This is a genomic window from Sphingomonas sp. (assembly GCF_029239295.1).
Classification (GTDB): domain Bacteria; phylum Pseudomonadota; class Alphaproteobacteria; order Sphingomonadales; family Sphingomonadaceae; genus Sphingomonas.
The window spans coordinates 98,656-118,006 of record NZ_JAQZBC010000002.1; the positions used below are offsets into that span (position 1 = coordinate 98,656).

22 protein-coding genes are annotated in these 19,351 nt (G+C 66.5%); 9 read left to right on the forward strand and 13 right to left on the reverse strand.

Annotation, left to right across the window (positions count from 1 at the left end; all coding sequences use genetic code 11):
* Window positions 1–104 precede the first annotated feature (104 nt).
* Complete coding sequence (gene tldD, locus K0S66_RS02070) at window positions 105–1,529, forward strand: metalloprotease TldD (RefSeq protein WP_301073435.1); 1,425 nt, start codon at window positions 105–107, stop codon at window positions 1,527–1,529.
* 87 nt (window positions 1,530–1,616) lie between these two features.
* On the opposite strand, the gene K0S66_RS02075 is transcribed toward tldD, so the two are convergent.
* Both K0S66_RS02075 and K0S66_RS02080 read right to left on the reverse strand, forming a co-directional pair.
* Complete coding sequence (locus K0S66_RS02075; protein WP_301073436.1) at window positions 1,617–1,943, reverse strand: pilus assembly protein PilZ; 327 nt, start codon at window positions 1,941–1,943, stop codon at window positions 1,617–1,619.
* A gap of 23 nt (window positions 1,944–1,966) precedes the next feature.
* Window positions 1,967–2,488, reverse strand: coding sequence for a sterol desaturase family protein (locus K0S66_RS02080; protein ID WP_301073437.1), 522 nt, complete (start codon window positions 2,486–2,488; stop codon window positions 1,967–1,969).
* A gap of 51 nt (window positions 2,489–2,539) precedes the next feature.
* On the opposite strand from K0S66_RS02080, the gene K0S66_RS02085 reads away from it, so the two are divergent.
* Both K0S66_RS02085 and K0S66_RS02090 read left to right on the forward strand, forming a co-directional pair.
* The gene (locus K0S66_RS02085; protein ID WP_301073438.1) at window positions 2,540–4,138 is read left to right on the forward strand and encodes a lysine--tRNA ligase; all 1,599 of its coding nucleotides are present in this window, start codon (window positions 2,540–2,542) and stop codon (window positions 4,136–4,138) included.
* A 71-nt stretch (window positions 4,139–4,209) separates the two neighbouring features.
* The gene (locus K0S66_RS02090; protein WP_301073439.1) at window positions 4,210–4,800 is read left to right on the forward strand and encodes an SOS response-associated peptidase family protein; all 591 of its coding nucleotides are present in this window, start codon (window positions 4,210–4,212) and stop codon (window positions 4,798–4,800) included.
* Between the two features lie 6 nt (window positions 4,801–4,806).
* Here the strand turns inward: K0S66_RS02090 and K0S66_RS02095 are convergent, their stop codons facing one another.
* The gene (locus tag K0S66_RS02095) at window positions 4,807–5,640 is read right to left on the reverse strand and encodes a DMT family transporter (protein WP_301073440.1); all 834 of its coding nucleotides are present in this window, start codon (window positions 5,638–5,640) and stop codon (window positions 4,807–4,809) included.
* A gap of 123 nt (window positions 5,641–5,763) precedes the next feature.
* Between K0S66_RS02095 and K0S66_RS02100 the strand changes: the two genes are divergently transcribed.
* Entirely contained in the window at window positions 5,764–6,237 is a 474-nt protein-coding gene (locus K0S66_RS02100; RefSeq protein WP_301073441.1) for a hypothetical protein, read from the forward strand.
* Window positions 6,238–6,316: 79 nt separating this feature from the next.
* Here K0S66_RS02100 and K0S66_RS02105 read toward each other — a convergent pair whose 3' ends face one another.
* Window positions 6,317–7,924, reverse strand: a complete 1,608-nt coding sequence (locus K0S66_RS02105; protein WP_301073442.1) for a cisplatin damage response ATP-dependent DNA ligase — start codon at window positions 7,922–7,924, stop codon at window positions 6,317–6,319.
* Window positions 7,925–7,999: 75 nt separating this feature from the next.
* On the opposite strand from K0S66_RS02105, the gene K0S66_RS02110 reads away from it, so the two are divergent.
* The 3 genes from K0S66_RS02110 to map are packed head-to-tail and all read left to right on the forward strand — an operon-like array spanning window position 8,000 to window position 9,871.
* Window positions 8,000–8,839, forward strand: a complete 840-nt coding sequence (locus tag K0S66_RS02110; protein ID WP_301073443.1) for a metallophosphoesterase — start codon at window positions 8,000–8,002, stop codon at window positions 8,837–8,839.
* 53 nt (window positions 8,840–8,892) lie between these two features.
* A complete protein-coding gene (locus K0S66_RS02115) occupies window positions 8,893–9,099 on the forward strand; it encodes a ParD-like family protein (RefSeq protein ID WP_301073444.1) in 207 nt (68 codons plus the stop codon).
* Between the two features lies 1 nt (window position 9,100).
* Window positions 9,101–9,871 carry a type I methionyl aminopeptidase gene (gene map / locus K0S66_RS02120; protein ID WP_301073445.1) on the forward strand — a complete coding sequence of 257 codons (771 nt, stop codon included), beginning with the start codon at window positions 9,101–9,103 and terminating at the stop codon, window positions 9,869–9,871.
* Between the two features lie 65 nt (window positions 9,872–9,936).
* On the opposite strand, the gene K0S66_RS02125 is transcribed toward map, so the two are convergent.
* The 3 genes from K0S66_RS02125 to K0S66_RS02135 form a co-directional block, all read right to left on the reverse strand.
* A complete protein-coding gene (locus K0S66_RS02125; RefSeq protein WP_301073446.1) occupies window positions 9,937–10,122 on the reverse strand; it encodes a DUF1328 family protein in 186 nt (61 codons plus the stop codon).
* A 6-nt stretch (window positions 10,123–10,128) separates the two neighbouring features.
* Window positions 10,129–10,632 carry a DNA starvation/stationary phase protection protein gene (locus K0S66_RS02130; RefSeq protein WP_301073447.1) on the reverse strand — a complete coding sequence of 168 codons (504 nt, stop codon included), beginning with the start codon at window positions 10,630–10,632 and terminating at the stop codon, window positions 10,129–10,131.
* 94 nt (window positions 10,633–10,726) lie between these two features.
* On the reverse strand, window positions 10,727–11,293 hold the full coding sequence (locus K0S66_RS02135; protein ID WP_301073449.1) for a TMEM165/GDT1 family protein: 567 nt from the start codon (window positions 11,291–11,293) through the stop codon (window positions 10,727–10,729).
* A gap of 259 nt (window positions 11,294–11,552) precedes the next feature.
* Between K0S66_RS02135 and rpmG the strand changes: the two genes are divergently transcribed.
* Window positions 11,553–11,720, forward strand: a complete 168-nt coding sequence (gene rpmG, locus K0S66_RS02140; protein ID WP_007407030.1) for a 50S ribosomal protein L33 — start codon at window positions 11,553–11,555, stop codon at window positions 11,718–11,720.
* 115 nt (window positions 11,721–11,835) lie between these two features.
* Here rpmG and K0S66_RS02145 read toward each other — a convergent pair whose 3' ends face one another.
* The 6 genes from K0S66_RS02145 to K0S66_RS02170 all read right to left on the reverse strand — a co-directional run bounded on the left by K0S66_RS02145 (window position 11,836) and on the right by K0S66_RS02170 (window position 17,618).
* Complete coding sequence (locus K0S66_RS02145) at window positions 11,836–12,543, reverse strand: head GIN domain-containing protein (protein WP_301073450.1); 708 nt, start codon at window positions 12,541–12,543, stop codon at window positions 11,836–11,838.
* A 40-nt stretch (window positions 12,544–12,583) separates the two neighbouring features.
* Window positions 12,584–13,420, reverse strand: coding sequence for a head GIN domain-containing protein (locus K0S66_RS02150; RefSeq protein WP_301073451.1), 837 nt, complete (start codon window positions 13,418–13,420; stop codon window positions 12,584–12,586).
* 159 nt (window positions 13,421–13,579) lie between these two features.
* Complete coding sequence (locus K0S66_RS02155; RefSeq protein ID WP_301073452.1) at window positions 13,580–14,113, reverse strand: CarD family transcriptional regulator; 534 nt, start codon at window positions 14,111–14,113, stop codon at window positions 13,580–13,582.
* Window positions 14,114–14,437: 324 nt separating this feature from the next.
* Window positions 14,438–14,779: a ferredoxin FdxA gene (fdxA, locus tag K0S66_RS02160; protein WP_301073453.1), complete on the reverse strand. Its 342-nt coding sequence runs from the start codon at window positions 14,777–14,779 to the stop codon at window positions 14,438–14,440.
* A gap of 66 nt (window positions 14,780–14,845) precedes the next feature.
* On the reverse strand, window positions 14,846–15,133 hold the full coding sequence (locus tag K0S66_RS02165) for a S4 domain-containing protein (protein WP_301073789.1): 288 nt from the start codon (window positions 15,131–15,133) through the stop codon (window positions 14,846–14,848).
* A 22-nt stretch (window positions 15,134–15,155) separates the two neighbouring features.
* On the reverse strand, window positions 15,156–17,618 hold the full coding sequence (locus K0S66_RS02170; RefSeq protein WP_301073454.1) for a helicase-related protein: 2,463 nt from the start codon (window positions 17,616–17,618) through the stop codon (window positions 15,156–15,158).
* Between the two features lie 224 nt (window positions 17,619–17,842).
* Between K0S66_RS02170 and K0S66_RS02175 the strand changes: the two genes are divergently transcribed.
* Window positions 17,843–19,288: a M23 family metallopeptidase gene (locus K0S66_RS02175; protein WP_301073455.1), complete on the forward strand. Its 1,446-nt coding sequence runs from the start codon at window positions 17,843–17,845 to the stop codon at window positions 19,286–19,288.
* Window positions 19,289–19,351: the final 63 nt, after the last annotated feature.

Below are 19,351 nucleotides of genomic sequence, written 5' to 3' on the forward strand. Positions count from 1 at the left end.
TCGCTCACATCTTGCCCACGGCTTATCCGGAACCGATCCACATAGTTGCGCACAGCTTTATCCACAGGCTTTGCGCGGCGCCTCATGCACCCTACATTCCAACGATGACCGCACTCGATCCCCGCTCGTTCCTTTACCGCGACTCGCTGGATCCGGAGGCCGCGCTGTCGCTCACCGCGGGCGCCCTCTCGCGCGCCGACGACGGGGAGCTGTTCCTGCAATATCGCAAGTCGGAAGCGTTCGGCTTTGACGACGGCCGGCTGAAAACCGCCAGCTACGATACCCATTCCGGCTTCGGCCTGCGCGCCGTCTCGGGGGAGATGACCGCCTTCGCTCATGCCAGCGAACTGTCGGAGGCGGCGATCAAGCGCGCGGCGGAAACGATGCAGCTGATCGATAGGTCGACCAGCGCCAAGGCGCCGCCGCCGACCGGCACCAACCAGCGGCTCTACACCGATGGCGACCCGCTTGATCTCGTCCCGTTCGCCGACAAGGTGAACCTGTGCCAGACGATTGATGCCGCCGCGCGTGCGCGCGATCCGCGCGTCGCGCAGGTGTCGGTCGGCCTGTCGGGCACCTGGAGCGTGGTGGAAATCGTCCGCCCGGACGGTTTCGTCGCCACTGACGTTCGCCCGCTGGTGCGGCTCAACGTGTCGATCGTGGTCGAACAGAATGGCCGCCGCGAAACCGGCACCTTCGGCATTGGCGGCCGCTATCTCTACGATTCGCTGCTCGATCCGGCCACGTGGAACCGCGCGATTGATGAGGCGCTGGCACAGGCCTTGGTCAATCTCGAATCGGTTGCGGCGCCGGCCGGCGAATTCACCGTGCTCTTCGGACCCGGCTGGCCCGGCATCCTCCTGCACGAGGCGATCGGCCACGGGCTGGAGGGCGATTTCAACCGCAAGGGTACCAGCGCCTTTTCGGGCCGCATCGGCGAGCAGGTCGCCGCGCGCGGCGTTACGGTCGTCGACGACGGCTCGATCCGCGATCGCCGCGGCTCGCTGACCATCGACGACGAAGGCACGCCGACTCGCGAGACGATCCTGATCGAGGACGGCTTCCTGAAGGGCTATATGCAGGATCGCCTCAACGCCCGCCTGATGGGCGTCGAGGCGACCGGCAACGGCCGTCGCGAAAGCTTCGCGCACGCACCCATGCCGCGCATGACCAACACCTTCATGAAGGGCGGCAACGACGATCCGACGGAGCTGCTCTCCCGCGTGAAGAACGGCATCTATGCCAAGTCGTTCGGCGGCGGCCAGGTCGACATCGTCTCGGGCAAGTTCGTCTTCTCCTGCACCGAGGCGTATAAGGTGGAGAACGGCCGCATCGGCGCGCCGATCAAGGGCGCGACGCTGATCGGCGATGGTCCGACCGTACTCACCAAGGTGCTTGGCGTCGGCAACGACTTCGCGCTGGATGAGGGGATCGGCATGTGCGGCAAGGGTGGGCAGAGCGTGCCCGCCGGCGTCGGTCAGCCGACGCTGCTGGTCGGCGGCCTGACGGTGGGCGGCACGGCCGCCTGAGCCGCCAACTGACGGCTAGGTAAATCAGGGTAACGCGCATGCAGACGATCACGGCCGTCCCGGCCGCGTCTGCCGCGCCGTCGCGGCCTAGCTGTTGCTCAGCGCCACGATATGGTCGAACACCGCCGGGTGCAGCGGCTTCGTGAAGGCGCAGCCGTAGCGATATTTGTCACGCCACGCGACCACCGCTTCCAGCCCGGCGAGACCCGGCAGGGTCAGCCACACCGTCGTTCCCGGCCATAGCGTGAAGCTGGTCTGCGCGCGGAAACCGGTGGTGGACAGGTCGACCACCTCGATCTCGAAACGCGTGGTGCCGCGATCACGCAGATGCGCGCGCATCTTGACCGCCTTGCGCAACGCGCCGCGGTTTTCATCGCCCTCGCCCGGGCTGGGAAGTGGGATGGCGTGGTCCATGGCACCCTTATCCCCCGCGAAGGTTACTTTTCGGCAAACGTCCGATCCGAACCGGCGGGGGCACGAACCCCTGCCCGCCCGCGCCGCTTCAGCTCTGCCTTCAGCTCTTCCGGCTTGGGCGCGACGAGGAAGCCGAAGCTGACCGTGCCTTCCTTGGTATTCACGACATGGTGCAATCGGTGCGCCTGCACGATCCGCTTCATATAGCTGGATTTCGGCAGATACCGCGTGCGCACGCGCTCATGCACGATGATGTCGTGGAACCCGAAATAGATCGCGCCATAGGCGGCGATACCCGCGCCGATCCAGGCATAGCCTTCCCACCAACCACCCTGCACCCCGCCCCAGATCAGCACGATCGACGGCACGGCGAAGATCGCGCCGTACAGGTCGTTCAGTTCGAACCGGCCAGTGCGTGGTCGATGATGGCTGGCATGCAGGAACCAGCCCGGCCCATGCATCACCCAGCGGTGCATGACATAGGCGAAACCCTCCATCCCGGCGACGGTGAGGAGCAACAGGAGAAGGCCGGACCAGATCGACATGCGTTGCCCATATAGCCATCGCGCGCCCGCGTCGCTACGTCGCACCACGTTATGACAGACGCATTCGATCCCGAACGGCGCGCCGCAGCGCTCGAGTCCAAGGCCTGGCCCTATGAGGAAGCGCGAAAGCTTCTGAAGCGCTGGCCGGAAGGCAAGCCGAACGGTGAACCGATGCTATTCGAAACCGGCTACGGCCCGTCGGGCCTGCCGCACATCGGCACCTTTCAGGAGGTGCTGCGCACCACCATGGTCCGCCGCGCCTATGAGGAAATGACCGGCCGGCCGACCCGGCTGGTGGCGTTCAGCGACGACATGGACGGCCTGCGCAAGGTGCCGGACAATGTGCCCAACAAGGAACTGCTGGAGGCGAACCTCGGCAAGCCGCTGTCGCGCGTCCCCGATCCCTTCGGCAAGTTCGACAGCTTCGCCGCGCACAACAACGCCATGCTGCGCGACTTCCTCGATCGCTTCGGCTTCGACTACGAATTCGTCTCGTCGACCGATTACTATACCTCGGGCCGCTTCGACGAGAAGCTGCGCGACGTGCTGCGCAACTACGACAAGATCATGGCCGTCATGCTGCCGACGCTCCGCGCTGAACGGCAGGCGACCTATTCCCCCGTCCTGCCGATCAGCCCCACGTCCGGCATCGTGCTTCAGGTCCCGGTCGAGGTGGTCGACGCCGAAGCCGGCATCATCCGCTTCGTCGACACCTCCGTTCCCGGCGGCGAGACGGTCGAGCAGTCGATCCTCGGCGGCAAGGCAAAGCTGCAGTGGAAGCCCGACTGGGGCATGCGCTGGGCCGCGCTCGGCGTCGATTATGAGATGTACGGCAAGGACCTGATCGATTCGGGCATCCTCGGCGGCAAGATCGCGCAGATCCTCGGCGGCTGTAAGCCCGAGGGGCTGATCTACGAGCTGTTCCTGGACGCCAAGGGTGAGAAGATCTCCAAGTCCAAGGGCAACGGCCTCTCGATCGAGGAATGGCTCACCTACGGCCCTGACGAAAGCCTCGCCTTCTACATCTATCGCGAACCGAAGAAGGCGAAGTCGCTTCACCTCGGCCTCATCCCCCGCGCCGTCGACGATTACTGGCAGTTCCGCGCCAACTATCCGGCCCAGGGCTGGAAGGAAAAGCTCGGCAACCCGGTCCACCACGTCCACACCGGCAACGTGCCTGCGGCAACGCTCCCGGTTACCTTCGGGCTGCTACTCAACCTGGTCGGCGTGATGGGCGAAGGCGCCACCAAGGAGCAGGTCTGGGGCTATCTCGGCAATTACCTCGCCGATGCGAACCCCGCCGCGCACCCTGAGCTCGACCGGATGATCGGCTATGCCTTGGCCTATCACCGCGACTTCATTGCCCCCACGCTGAAGCGCCGCGCGCCGCAGGGGGTGGAAGTAGCCGCGCTTCAGCGGCTCGACGCCGATCTCGCCGCGCTCGGCGAAGATGCCTCGGCGGAGGACATCCAGAACGCGGTCTATGAAATCGGCAAGACTGGCGACTTTGCGGAGCTGCGCGACTGGTTCAAGGCGCTCTACGAAACCCTGCTCGGCTCCAGCCAGGGGCCGCGCATGGGCAGCTTCATCAAGCTGTACGGCGTCGCCAACACCCGCCGCCTGATCGCCGAGGCGCTGGCCGCCAAGTAACCCGCTCGCCGGCGCCGCCCTCCCGCAGGGCGGGTTGGCGCCGGCCGCTGCGATCCGCTAACCTCTGGCACATGTGCAACGAGGCCGCCCGCCGCATCGCCATCGGCGAATTGCGCAACGACTGGGGTGAGACACGCATGCCGCTCGTCTTTCCCGAGGGCGTCCCCAACATGGCGCCGCTCGAGAGCGTGCGCATCACCGATCCCACCATCATCATCCGCGGCGTCGATGGCCGCGCGGACGAGGCAGAATGCGTCACCCGCCGCTGGAGCTGGCCCGGCTCGGGCGGAAAGCCGGTGTACAATTTCCGCTCCGACGGTCGCGATCTGCGCACCGGCCGCTGCCTGATCCCGGTCGACAGCTTTTTCGAATTCACCAAGCCCGCCGATCCCAAGGCGAAGCGCAAGGACAAATGGGCGTTCCGCCTCGTCGGTCACGACTGGTTCTGCATCGCCGGCCTGTGGCGCAAGGATCCGGAGGTGGGGGAGGCCTTCACCATGCTGACCTGTGAACCGGGACCTGACATCGCCCCTTATCACGCGCGGCAAGTGGTCGTGCTCGGCCGCGACGCCTGGGCCGCCTGGCTCGACCCCGCCGTGCCGTCGCGCGAACTGTGCCAGCCGCTCCCCCCCGGCAGCCTCACCGTCGCGCCCGCCAGATAGTGCGCGTTACGTTGCCAGGATCGTCGCCGCGCCGGCCATGATCATGCCCACTGCGACCCCGCGCTGCCACGACACCCGTTCTCCCAGCGCGAAGATCGCGATCGCCAGCGCGGTGACCATCCCTGTCTCGCGCAGCGCGGCAAGCGGCGCGGTCGGCCCCATCGAAAAGGCGATCAGCGCCAATCCATAGGTGACGATCGACAGCGCGCCGGCAATCGCCCCCGGCCGCCACTGGCTGCGCACCGCGCCGAACACGCGCCCCTTGGTCGCGACGCCGAACATCACCGGCGTCACCGCGCCCATCATCACGAACAGCCACGCGATATAGCCGGTCGGCGTCGGCGCCGCGCGCACGCCCCAGGCATCGATCACCGTATAGGTCGCGATCATCGCCCCCGTCAGCAGCGACCAGCCGAGCGACGCCCGGTCCAGATGCCGCCCGATCACCAGCAGGAACATCGCCCCCGCGATCAGCGCGATGCCAACGAGATCGCCCGCACTCGCCGGCTCCCCCAGCAGCCCGATCGTCACGATCGCGGTCAGCACCGGCGCCGTCCCGCGCAGTACGGGGTAAGCAGTGGAGAAATCGGTGCGCTCATAGGCGCGGATCAGCGCGTACAGATAAATGCCGTGCACCAACGCGCTGGCGGCCAGCCACCCCCAAGCGCCATCGGGCATGGTGACGAAGGGTAGTGCGGGCAGCATGATGATCGCGCCCGATCCATCGGTCAGCGCCCGCGCCGCCGCCTTGTCGCGGCCACCCTTCACGATCCCGTTGACCAGCGCGTGGATCGAACCCGACGCAATCATCATCAACGAGGCAAGCAGCATCGGCGACATCAGACCCTAGTAACGTGCCTAAGCGCCTTCGTCCCACTTGGAAATATGACGCCCACTGGACCCCTCATTCGAATGAATGTTACGGCTCCCATCGGTTACGCCTCTCGCGAGAAAGTATAACCTTTGGGCTTCTTTAGTTCGCTCCTTAAGGCACTTGGCCGAGAGAGGATCAACGACGGCTTCGATCGACATCGACTGCCGAAAAACTGGTGGAAGATCGATGGCTTCTTTCCGCTCGCTACCGGGGGCCAAATCGAGATCGTAGGAGAGAGCCACTTCCAAGAAACATTCGAGACGGTGATCGGGGATCGTTGGCGTGGAGGAGTATATTGGCACGTCGTCGCTCAGCTTTTTCTCATCGACGACAACGCTGCTGATCCGAACGCGGTTGGTATTATGATCGAGGGCATGCCTGCTGGTTATATTCCACGCGATCAGGCTCAGGAGATACGCACTGCCGTCTTGCAGGCGAACCCGGAGCGACTGCCGGTTATCTGCAAGGGAGAGATTATCGGCGGCTTCGTTCGAGGATCAAAGCGAGGCGCCTACGGCCTTGTGCTTGATGTTTCCCAACCGCTCCGTCGAAAGACACGCTGACAAGCGACACTGGGTTTTCGCGGGCGCATCGGCTCGATCGTTGCTTTCTGGCTACGCTAGCCTCCGGCAGACCCGCTATTTATGTCACCAGCCGCCGCAATCCTGCAAGCGTGTCGGCTTCCGCCGCCGGCTTGTCAGTCCTGATCCGCGCGATCCGGGGGAAGCGCATCGCGACGCCCGATTTGTGCCGCTTCGATTCGTGGATCGAATCGAACGCCACTTCCAGCACCAGGCTTTTCTCCACCTCGCGCACCGGGCCGAAGCGATTGAGCGTGTTGTTGCGCACGAACTTGTCGAGCTGCTTCAGCTCCTCGTCGGTGATCCCGGAATAGGCCTTGCCGACGGGCAGCAGCTCGCCATCCTCGGTCCAGCAGCCAAAGGTATAGTCGCTGTAGAAGGATGATCGCCGGCCATTGCCGCGCTGGGCGTACATCATCACGCAATCGGCGGTCAGCGGGTCGCGCTTCCACTTGTACCACAGCCCCGCGCGCCGCCCGGTGACATAGGGCGAATCGCGCCGCTTCAGCATCACGCCTTCGATCGCCGCATCGCGCGCGCCGGCCCTGATGCCTTCCAATGCGGTGAAATCCGGTGCCTCGATCAGAACGGAAACATCGAACCGCTCGGGGTTCAATCGCGTGGCGAACGCCTCCAGCCGCCCGCGCCGTTCGTGCCACGGCAGCGCGCGCAGATCCTCCTCGCCGTCCAGCAGGATATCGTACAGCCGGACGAACGCCGGCGCTTCTTCCAGCATCTTCGCCGACACCACCTTGCGCCCCAGCCGCTGCTGAAGCGCGTTGAAGCTCGCCGCGCCGCCGCCCTCGTCCCCGCCGTTCTTGCTCAGCGCGCCGCCCTGCGCCTCGCCCTTCACCAGCAGTTCGCCGTCCACCGCGCCTGTTTCGGCAAAGGCGGCGGCAACATCGGGGAAGGCGCGGGTCACATCATCGCCGGTGCGGCTGTACAGCCGCGTCTCGCCGGCGACATGCACGATCTGGACGCGGATCCCGTCCCATTTCCACTCCGCGGCATACTCCGTCAGATCGAAGCGCAGATCCTCCAGCGGATGCGCCAGCATGAAGGGGCGGAATACCGGCACATTGGCGGGCGTCGGCTGTTCGCCCTTCCCCTCGGCCCAGGCGAACAGGCTTTCATAGGGCGGGTCGATCCCGTGCCACACCTCTTCCACCGCATCGACATCGATCCCGAAGGCATCCGCCAGCGCCTGCTTGGCCAGCCGCGCCGACACGCCGACCCGCAGCGCCCCGGTCGCCATCTTGAGCAGTGCGAAACGTTCCTCGGAGTCGGCCTGGTCCAGCATCTGCGCCAGCGCCGCGGGCGCCTGTCCGCGCGGCAGCGTCAGCAACCGTTCGACCACCGCCCCGACAGACAGCGGCGCCGCCTGGACCGGCGTCTCCGGCGTGGGCCACAACAACGCGACCGTTTCCGCCGAATCGCCCACGAAATCGCGGCTCATCCGGTACAGCACCGGGTCGACGCGCTCCTCGATCAGCCCGCGGATCACCGCCGGTTTGATCCCCGGAATGTCGAGCTCGCCGGTCAGTGCGGCCATCGCCCAGCCGCGATCGGGATCGGGCGTCGTTTTCAGATAATCACCGATCAATCTTAGCTTCGCAGTCCGCGACCGGGTGTAGATCAGCGAATCGAGAAGCTGCGCAAAGGCGTGCATGGCGGCTCCAACGCACGGCAGGCCCGAACCGCTCCGGTGATGGTGTCGCGCGCCCGCGAACGCTAGCGACGCCGGATGATCCGCAGGCACCCTCTCCTTGTCACACTTCTTGTCCTCGCCATTGCCGCCGCCAGTGTCCTGGCCGTCTTCGCCTGGCGCGAGGCGCATCGCGATCCGGTGATCCGCCATGCGTCGGTGCCGCTGCCCGGCTGGCCGGCCGGCCAGCCGCCGGTCACGATCGCGCTGGCCAGCGACATTCACATCGGCGGCGGCGCGATGGACGGCGCCCGCCTCGCGCGCATCGTCGCGCAGATCAACGCCGCAGCGCCCGACCTGATCGTTCTCGCGGGCGACTTCATCGACGGTCATGACGCGCAGACCGCGCGCGACAATGCCCCGGTGCTGACGGAGGCGCTCCGCGGGCTGCGCGCCCGGCTCGGCACCATCGCGGTGCTCGGCAATCACGATCATGACAGCGATCCCGCCGTCGTCGCAGCCGCGCTGGCGGCCGCGGACATTTCGGTCCTCGACAATGCCGCCACGCAGCGCGGCCCGCTCGCCATCGGCGTGGTGGGGGACGCCTATAGCGGGAACGATGATCTGCCGGTGACTTTGCGCGCGCTCGCCCGCCTGTCGGGCCCGCGGCTGCTCGTCACCCATTCCCCCGACATCGCCCCGGCCATGCCGGCCGACATTCCCCTCCTGCTCGCCGGGCACACGCATTGCGGGCAAATCGTCCTGCCGGTGGTCGGCGCCTTGTGGGTGCCGTCGCGCTATGGCGATCGCTATCGCTGCGGGATGGTTCGGGAGGGCGCGCGCACCGTCCTCACCACTGCGGGTCTTGGCACCAGCCTGCTCCCGCTGCGCTACGGCGCGCCACCCGACATCTGGCTGCTGCGCGTCGGTGCCGATTGACGTTCCATATACGCTTTGTATACGCGCCGGATGGTGATCGGAGGGCTACATGCATGGGCATTGTGAAGATTGACGACGTTCTGCACGAGGATATCCGCCGCGCGAGTGCGGTGATGTGCCGGTCGATCAATGCCCAGGCGGAATTCTGGATGAAGATCGGCATGCTCGCCGAAACCAACCCCACCCTCTCCTTCAACGAGATCATCAAGGCGCAGCTCGCCGCCGTACCGGCCGATCTGCCACGGCTGTCGATCGCCTGACATGATCAAGACTCCCGACGAACTGGCGTTGATGCGCGTGTCAGGCCGCCTGCTCGCCAGCGTGTTCGAAATGCTCGACGCACAGAACCTGGCCGGCATGTCGACGCTGGCGGTCAACGATATGGTCGAACGGTTCATCACCGTCGATCTCGCCGCGCGCCCGGCCAGCAAGGGGCAATATGGCTATGGCTATGTGCTGAACTGCTCCCGCAACGAAGTCGTCTGCCACGGCGTGCCGAGCGCGGACGAGATCATCCGCGATGGCGACATCATCAATCTCGACATCACGCTCGAAAAGAACGGCTTCATCGCCGATTCCAGCAAGACCTATCTGGTCGGCACCGTCGCCCCGCCCGCCCGCCGGTTGGCGCGCGTGGCGCAGGAGGCGATGTGGCAGGGCATCAGGCAGGTTCGCCCCGGCGCCCACATTGGCGACATCGGCTTCGCGATCGAGCGTCACGCCAAGAAGAACGGCTATTCGGTCGTGCGCGAATATTGCGGCCACGGGATCGGACGCGAGATGCACGAGGAACCGCAGGTCCTGAACTTCGGCAAGGCCGGTTCAGGCCCGCCGATCCGCACCGGCATGGTGTTCACCGTCGAACCGATGATCAATCAGGGGAGCCGCAAGGTGGCAACGCTCGACGACGAATGGACCGTCGTCACCGCGGACCGCAAACTGTCGGCGCAGTTCGAACATACCGTCGCGGTGACGGATACAGGCGTTGAGGTCCTGACACTGCGCCGGGACGAGCGGCCAGCGCGTCCATAGAGGGTTAGCCACCGCCACCCGGCGCGGCAGGGCACCTGGCCCGCCCGCGCCGGATAACGGCAGCGTCAGTCGATCGCGTCCTTGATCGCCCGTCCGGTCATCAGCGCGAGGACCAGGAGAATGACGAAGATCGCGATCGCGATGAAGAACAGCACCTTCGCGATACCGACGAACGCGCCGCCGATCCCGCCAAAGCCCAGCGCCCCCAGCACGAGGCCGGCGACGAGGAAAATCAGAGCCCATTTCAACATCGGAGGTTACTTCCGGCCCTTGCGGCTGGCCTCGAACAGGAACCAGGCGCGCTCTTCGGCCTGATCGGTCCATTCGTCGACGATCCCGCTGGTCGCATTGTCCTTCGCTTCCTCGGCGGCTTCCTTCACCGCGCGGAAGCTCTCGACCAGCTTCAGATTGTCGTCGCGCAGCTCGGCCAGCATCTCGTCGGCCGGCACGAAATCGCGGTCGTTGTCGGTGATCGTCTGGCGGCGCGAGATGTCGCCGATCGACCGCAACGTGACGTTGCCGGTCTTGCGGACGCGCTCGGCGATCGCGTCGGTTACGCCCAGGATCTGCGTCGCCTGATCGTCCAGCATCAGGTGGTAGTCGCGGAAATGCGGCCCCGACACATGCCAGTGGAAGTTCTTCGTCTTCAGATACAGCGCATAGCAATTCGCCAGCGAGGTATTGAGCGCCTCACCCACCGTGCGCGTGTCGTTGCGCGGCAGGTCAGAGGGGGTTTTCAGGTCAGGCGCGATGTCGGCCACGGTGCATACCTTTCACAGATCGGGAATTCGTTGCGACAACGGTCTGACCGGCGTTTCTATCCCTCCCTCGTGGAATCCCGGAGCGAGGCGCGCATCATGCCAGCCGCAACGCGCTCAGCCCGGCGATGACGCCGGTCACGACAAGCACGCTTGCCGACACGATCCTGATGATCGGCTGGGGCAGCGCCAGCCAGCGGCGTTCCCCGATCAGCGCCGCCGGTGCCACCACGGCCAGCGCGCCCAGCGTCCCGCCGACCGCCGCCAGCCAGGGCAAGTCGCTGCGCGCCGCCAGGCCCAGGACGACGAACTGCATCCGGTCACCGACGATCATGATCGCCAGCCCCAGTACGCTCGTCCCCAGTGCCCCCAGCCGCCAGCCGCTCAGCCGGTCAGGCGTGCGCGAACGAAGCGTCGTGCTCAGCCCCGCCAGCACCAGCGCCAATGCCAGCAGCAACTGGCGCGCTTCGGTGGTCAGCAGCGGCGCGATCCACAGCGCGGCGACCACCCCGATGGCGTAATTTGCCGCCAGCGCCACCGCAGCGGCGGCAATCACCAGCGCGGGTGAGCGGAATCGGTCCGCCAGGATAGCGGCAAGCCACGGCGTCTTGTCCCCCGCCTGGCAGATCGCACCCAGCACCAGTGCCGCCATCAGTGCATCCACGATCGTCGTCCCTTTTCCCCTGGCCGATCTTGCCCCGGCCATTCTCTGCAACGCCGATTCGGCCCGCGATCGCGGTGGAGCCCGCGGCTCCGGCGGTCCATGGTCGCGTCCTTATTGACTGAATCCCCCTGAAGGCGGCGTTAAGCCATGCGCCTGCTTGACTTCCCGGGCCCCTTCCTTCATTCCGCCGACCGTTGGAAGCGGCGCGCCCACGTTCGCCGCTCCTTTTTTGTTTGCTACAGAACAGGATTCGCGGGTCATGGCTAAGCCGACCACCGTCAAGATCAAGCTCGTCAGCTCGGCCGATACCGGCTTCTTCTACGTAACGAAGAAGAATCCGCGGACCAAGACGGAGAAGCTTAGCTTCAACAAGTACGATCCCGTCGTGCGCAAGCACGTCGAGTTCAAGGAAGCGAAGATCAAGTAAGTCGCGATCGGTCGTGCCCCGCGGGGCATGACGCTGATCGACTGATTATCGCCGGCGGCATCGCCCACGGGCTTGAGCCGCCGGATGGTACCGTCCGGCCTATTTCGCGGCCGGCCTATTTCGCGACCAGCTTGCCACAGCTTACCGGGCCACCCCCGGCAGCGCGCACGGTACAGGTTGCGTTGCCCGCGACAGTCACCTTCCCCAGCCCGGCATTCGTCACCGATGCCGTGTAGCGTGCGGCTGCGCGCGTTTCGCCCGGCCCGGTCAGCAGCACGGTCAGATCCTTGACCGCCAGCTTCGATGCATCGATCACGCCGGGCCCGTCAGTGATCAGGCGGGCGCGATTGGCCTGCCCGCCCGCGGTGATCGTACCCGCGCCGACCAGTGACGCGCTGAACTGATCGGCATCGATCCGCTCGGCCACCACACTGCCCGATCCGGCCAGCGACACATCCACTTTCTGCGACGCCAGGCGGTTCACCGTCACGCGCGCGCCCGCCGAAACAGCCAGCGTGCCCAGTCGCGGCGTCCGAAGGATGATGACCGGCGGCGTCGCGTTGTCGGCGCGGAACGTCTCGCCCCAACCGCCGGTGCCCAGCCGTACCGATAGCGTTCCGCCATTTACCGCGATCGCAATCCGCTCGATCAGTTGGCGGTCGCCGCTGGCTGTCGCGCCCGGGGACTCGCCGGTGACGATCCGCACTTCGAACGGGCCATCCACTCTGACTCGTTCAAAGCTGCCGACGGAAAAGACGCGATCGGCCGCGAGCGCGGGAACAGGGGCCAGCAGAAGCGGGAGGGCAAGCACGCGAGGGTTCATCGGCGGCAGGTGGCACCAGTTCACCGCCGCCCGCAAGCACTCATCCGCCGCAGCGCACATCTCCCGTGCCCATCTTGCGCACCTCGCAGCGCGCCTTGGGGCCAAGGTCCACGTCGCCAGTGCCCATGATCGACACGCTCGCATTGCCATCGATCGCGGCACGAACATTGCCGGTGCCTGCGATCCGGATCGACGCCTTGGTCCCGCGCAGCTGCTCGCCGGCCACGTCACCCGCGCCGGCGATCGACACGTCGATGTCCTGCGCCTCTCCGGCCGCGGTCACCGTTCCCGATCCGTCGATCGACAGCTTCAGCGTGTCGACCGTCACGCGGTTCAGGGCCAGTGAGCCCGCACCGGAGATCGCGCCGTCAAAGGCCGCTCCGTCGACCCGGTCGATCGTCACATCGCCTGCCCCGGCTAGGCGCGCCGCCTCGATCCGCGGCATGGTGACATAGACTTTTGCCGATCCGCTATCCCAGTTGATCCCGCTGTTCGACGATCGCGTGATCCGCAGGCGGTCACCGTCCAGCACGATCTTCAGCAGCTCGACCGCCTTCGGGTCTCCTTCCGCCCTGACGGAGAAGCCCGCGCCGACCCTGACGTCCACGTCATCCGGGCCACGCTGGTCGATCTTCGTGAAGTTGGAGACGGCATAGGTGCGGGTACCGCCGGCTCCATCGCCGCGGACCCCCGGCGTATCGTCGCCGCTCGATCGCGCGCTGCCGCACGCCGCCACCGGCACCAGTATCGCGAGCGCCAGCCAATAGCTGAGCGAGCGCCCGCGCGCACGATCAAGGCGGCGACCATGCGTCACACCAGTGCCGGCATTCCGGCGGGAGACGGTGCGGTCAAATGAATGCTTTGGATCGGATTTCATCATTGCAACCTGCCTAGGTGTGTTTGCAGCATAATACACCCGTTGCTGCGAAAGGCAAAGGCCAGCGGGTTATGGATGACGCCCCAAAGCGAAAGGGCGGCCTTCCCGAAGGAAGACCGCCCTTTCGATCACCGCCGCCGTGCGGCAGTATCAGCCGGTTCAGGCCGGCACCTTGTCCTTGTTGTAGATCGCCGCGGCTTCGCGAAGGATCTCCAGGATCTTTTCCTGCGCAGCCGGCTCGTCGATCTGCTCCATCGCGGCAAGCTCGCGCGCCAGACGGCTGCACGCGCCTTCGAAGATCTGCCGCTCGGAATAGCTCTGCTCGGGCTGGTCGTCGGCACGGAACAGGTCACGGACCACTTCGGCAATCGACACCAGGTCGCCCGAATTGATCTTCGCTTCATATTCCTGGGCGCGGCGCGACCACATGGTGCGCTTGACCTTGGGCTTGCCCTTCAGCGTCTCCATCGCCTCGCGCATCGTCTTGTCGGACGACAGCTTACGCATGCCCACGCTCTCCGCCTTGTTGGTCGGAACGCGCAGCGTCATCTTTTCCTTTTCGAAGCGCAGCACGTAGAGCTCGAGCTGCATGCCGGCAATTTCTTGTTTCTGCAGCTCGATCACCCGGCCCACGCCGTGCTTGGGATAAACGACATAATCACCGACATCGAAATGCAGCGCCTTGGCAGCCATAGGATCCGGATCCTCCGGGTTGATTCACGCCGGGGCAAAGCTTTGTGCGGACAATTGCCCGCTTGAGCCCATGCACAATTGACGTGAAAGGTTAGCGACTCCAGCGGACGCGCGAGAACAATGCGCCCGTCACGGACTCATATAGCAGCGTTGCAACAATATTACCAGAGTCGATCAGTCAGCATCGCTGGCATTTCGCCAGCGATCCACGCTTCACCACCATCGTCGCGGTAGCTATCGGGGATTCTACGCGGTCGCCGCCGCGACGATCGGCCTCAGCACGAACGCTTTTCGCGCTCCGCCGGCCCGATCACCGGCGCGGGCTCAGTCGCCGGTGCCGGGCTCCGCGGAGAAATACTTGTCGTACTTCCCGTCGGCGCCCTTGAACTCGTCCGCGTCGGGCGGCGTCTGATCCGCCTTGCGCGTGACATTGGGCCATTGCGCGGAGAAGGTCGCGTTCAGTTCAAGCCATTGCTCAAGGCCGCTCTCGGTATCGGGCAGGATCGCTTCGGCCGGGCATTCCGGCTCGCACACACCGCAGTCGATGCATTCGCTGGGATTGATGACGAGCATGTTCTCGCCCTCATAGAAGCAATCGACCGGACACACCTCCACGCAATCCATATATTTGCAACGGATGCATGCGTCGGTGACGACATAGGTCATGGCCGGTTCAACTCCTCCATCGATCAGCAGATCGGGCGCCGCTGCTATGCGTGCTGCTTGCCAGCGTCAATCGTCGTCGCACTTGGGCGACGCGTAATCGATCTTTGCCTCCAGCTCGCGATAGCAGGCCTGCGCCTCTGCTGCAGGCCCGCGACGTAGGGGCAATGCCTCGATCTGCAAGACGCGAACGCTGCCTGCCTTCATGAACGTCAGGATATTGCCGACCCGCACCGGCGCGTGCGCGCGCTCGATCCGGCGCCCGTCGATCCGCAGCCGCCCCTGCACCGCCATGTCCTGCGCGATCTCGCGCGTCTTCGCCAGGCGAACGAACCACAGGTAGCGGTCAAGCCGCATCGTGGCGTCGTCGCCGGGAGGATTAGCCAAAGGTCAGTTCCGACAAGGCGGCAAAGGCATTGTCGCTGCGTGGCTGCACCGTTTTGGCCGGTGGGCGCCCGCGCCATGCCCATCGTCCTTCCGACAGCGCGCGAAAGCCCAGTTCGGTCATCAGCCGCGCGATGGTCGCTGGTTCCAGCCCCATCGATGTCGCCAGCGCAGGGTCGGGCGTGAATGCGCCGCGGCCCTTGCGCCCGTCATGTGCCGCGCGCGCGATCCGCTCGACCAGGTCGATCCGCACCGCCTGGGCGCCCAACGGGCGATACCCGGCCATCAGCACCGCACCAGGGGCGCCGCGCGGCAGGACGGAGGCGCCGCCGGGCGGCACACCCTTCAGCGGCTGGCCCGCCGCCTGCAGCAGCGCGGCGCGCCACTGATAGGCGCGCGCCTTCATCGTCCGGGGGTCGAACAGGTCAAGCGCGCCGATCGTCACCCCCGCCTTGCGCAGCCGCTGGCGTTCCTCCGGGCTCAGCGCCTCGACCGCGCTACGGATCGGCAGCCGCTGGGTCATTCCTGCCCCTGCCTCGATCGCGCGGGCCACGCTGCGCAGCGCGCCGGTCGCCGCCGGGTCGCTCGCCATCGTCGCCAGCCGCGCGACCACCGGCAGTTGCGCCGCAACCGCATCGTCGACCCAGCGCTGGAGCCGCGCATTGGCAGCCTTGCGCACCGCCGCCGCCAGGCAATCCAGCGCATCGTTCAGCATGACAACCGGCCGCCCCGCCGATCGTCCCCGCGCCAATCGGCCGACAGCATGCCCCTGCCAGGTAATCACGCCCTCCGCGTTCAGCGCGAACGCCTGGTCCTCATCGCCGATCAGCGCCGCGCCGCGCGCGTCGCGCTCCTTGGAAAGCTGTTTCTCCGCCGTCGACAGCAGCAACCTCTTGTCGGCTGCCCTGGCATCCGGCGCCACCACAAAGCGGAACCCGTCGAGCCGGCCGATCGAATGCGTATCGATCGTCACTTCGCCCTCGGCACCGATCTCCACCGGCAAGGCGCCGGCCCCGGCGCCGATCTGCTTCATCAGAACGCTGGTGCGCTTGTCGACGAACCGCTGCGTCAGGCTGGTGTGCAGCGCGTCGGACAGCCGTTCCTCGACCGCGCTCGTGCGCGCCGCCCAATGCTCCGGATCGGCCAGCCAGCCCTTACGCTGCGCGATATAGGCCCAGGTCCGGATCGCCGCGACGCGCCCGGCGATCGTCTCGACGTCCCCATCGACCCGGTCGAGCCGCGCGACTTCGTCGGCGAACCACTGATGCGGCAGATAGCCGGTCGACAGATGGTCGAAGACGCGCCCGACGAACCGGGCATGCGGCTCCGCGCCCAGCTTCTGGAAATCGGGAATCCCGCAAACCGCCCAGAAACGCTCCACTTGCCCGCGCGCTTGGGCCCGGACCTTGGGGTCGGCCGAAAGACGCCGCGCCACGGCCAGATCAAGCGCCTCCGGGGCCGCGCGCAGCCGCTCGTGATCCGGCGGCTCCGACAGCGAGGCCAACAGGGTGTCTACGGTCGACAGGTCGGGGCGGCCGTTGCGCCAGTACAGCCAGTCGAGCGCCGGGAAGCGATGCTCCTCGATCGCCAGCACTTCTTCGGGCAGAAACGCGTCCGGCCCTTCTTCGGTGACTGCGCCAAAGGTGCCGTCGCGCTGGTGCCGCCCGGCACGTCCCGCGATCTGCGCCATCTCGGAAACGGTCAGCCGCCGCCGTCGCTTGCCGTCGAACTTGTGCAAGCCGGCAAAGGCGACATGCGCGACATCCATGTTCAGCCCCATGCCGATCGCGTCGGTGGCGACCAGATAGTCGACCTCCCCGGCCTGGAACATCGCCACCTGCGCGTTGCGCGTGCGCGGGCTGAGCGCCCCCATCACCACCGCCGCGCCGCCGCGTAGGCGCCGCAGCATCTCCGCCACGGCATAGACTTCCTCGGCGCTGAACGCGACGATCGCCGACCGCCGCGGCAGCCGGCTGATCTTCTTGGCGCCGGCATAGGACAGGTCGGAGAACCGAGGCCGCTCGACGATCTCGGCGCGCGGGATCAAGGCGCGCACCACCGGTTTCAGCGCCGCTGACCCCAGGATCATGGTTTCCTCACGCCCGCGGGCATGAAGCAGCCGGTCGGTGAACACATGCCCGCGCTCGGCGTCAGCGCCCAGCTGCGCCTCGTCCAGCGCCACGAACGCAACGTCGCGGTCCACCGGCATGCTCTCGGCGGTGCACAGGAACCAGCGCGCGTCCTTCGGCACGATCCGCTCTTCGCCGGTGATCAGCGCGACGCGCTCGGGCCCCTTCATCGCGACCACCCGGTCATACACCTCGCGCGCCAGCAGCCGTAGCGGGAAGCCGATCATGCCACTCGAATGCGCCACCATCCGCTCCACGGCGAGGTGAGTCTTGCCGGTGTTGGTCGGCCCGAGAACCGCTGTGACGCGGAGGTTGTCGTGGGGAGCCATGGTGCCAGCAACATCGGGCGCAAGCACCTATGAATCAACCATTCCATTTCATCCCGCCAATCCAACGGGCCGGCGCAGCGGCGACTCGCAGGCTCGCGGGTTAATTTGACTTTAGGACCTTGCAGCCACAACGCCTTGGCCTGCGCCGGGGGTTGATCGGCGACGTTTATGTGCTTGGGGGCGCCTCTCTCTCCGTGTTCTTGCGTGAGCAGCCTGGACTGGAAATGGCTGGTGCAGCCGGCGCCCGCAGCTTCGGGCGTGCCGTTGCGCCCGTGCGCGTCCTCCCCTGGCCCGACCGCCTCCGCCTCGCGCTGCATCAGACCGACTGGGTGCCCGATCTGGGCGCGCGCATCGGCAGCCGTGACTGGTGGCGCGGCCTGGCGACCTGCGGCGGCCTGATCGCCGCTGCGACGCTGACCGCGCCGGGCATCCGCCCGCTTCCGGGCAGCATTGCCACGCAAATGATCGGCGCCGAGCGCGAAGAGGCGCGCACCCTGTCGATCGCCCCGCTCGGCCTTGGCGCCTCGAGCGGGCGGCGCATGGCCGCCAACGATCTCGTCCGCCCGCTGTCCGAAACACCCGAGCGTCCAACGATCGAATTGTCGGCCTCGCTGAGCAACGGCGACAGCTTTGGCGCAGCCTTGCAACGCGCCGGTGTCGGCCGCGCCGATGCCGCCCGCGCCGCCGCGCTGGTCGCGAGCGAAGTGGGCCTGAAGGATCTGAAGCCCGGCACCGTCCTCGATCTGACGCTCGGCCGCCGCCACGATCGCCGCACTGCCCGGCCGCTCGAAAAGCTCGCCTTCCGCGCCCGCTTCGACCTCAATCTCGTGCTGCATCGCCAGGCAGAGGGGCTGACGCTGGAGCGGCGCCCGATCGCGATCGACAATACGCCGCTGCGGATCAAGGGCCAGGTCGGCTCCAGCCTCTACCGCTCGGCCCGCGCCGCCGGCGCCCCCGCGAAACTGGTCGAGGCTTATATCAAGGCGATCGCCGCGCGGACCTCAGTCGGCTCGATCCCCGCCAGCGCCACCTTCGACATGATTGCCGATCACGCCCGCGCCGCCACCGGCGAGGTGCAGGTCGGCCAGCTCCAATATGCCGGTCTCGACCAGGGCCGCACGAAATTGCGGCTCGTGCGCTGGGAGGGTGGCGACGGCAACGGCGGGCAGTTCTGGGACGCCAATGGCCAGGTTAAGCGCCAGGGCTTCATGGGCATGCCGGTCACCGGGCGGATTTCCTCCACCTTTGGCATGCGGCGCCACCCGCTGCTGGGCTTCCTGCGGATGCACAAGGGCCTCGATCTCGCCGCGCCGCACGGCTCGCCGATCTACGCCCCGATCGACGGCCGGGTCGTCATGGCGGCGCGCAACCGCGGCTATGGCAATTTCATCAAGCTGGACCATTCCAGCGGCATTTCGAGCGGCTATGGCCATCTCAGCCGCTTTGCCGTGCGCGCCGGCCAGCAGGTCTCGCGCGGCCAGGTGATCGGCTATGTCGGCTCCACCGGCATGTCGACCGGACCGCATCTGCACTGGGAAGTGTGGAAGAACGGCAAGAACGTCAATCCGCGCTCGATTCCGCTGTCCAGCGTCGCGACGCTGTCGGGTGAAAAGCTGCGCGCGTTCAAGAAAAAGACCGCGCAACTTCTTGCGGCACCCGTCGCCAACTGACGAACATTGCCGTTCTGCCGGGTCTATGCCGGATCTCTGGCCGGCTTTGACTTGCCGGCACGC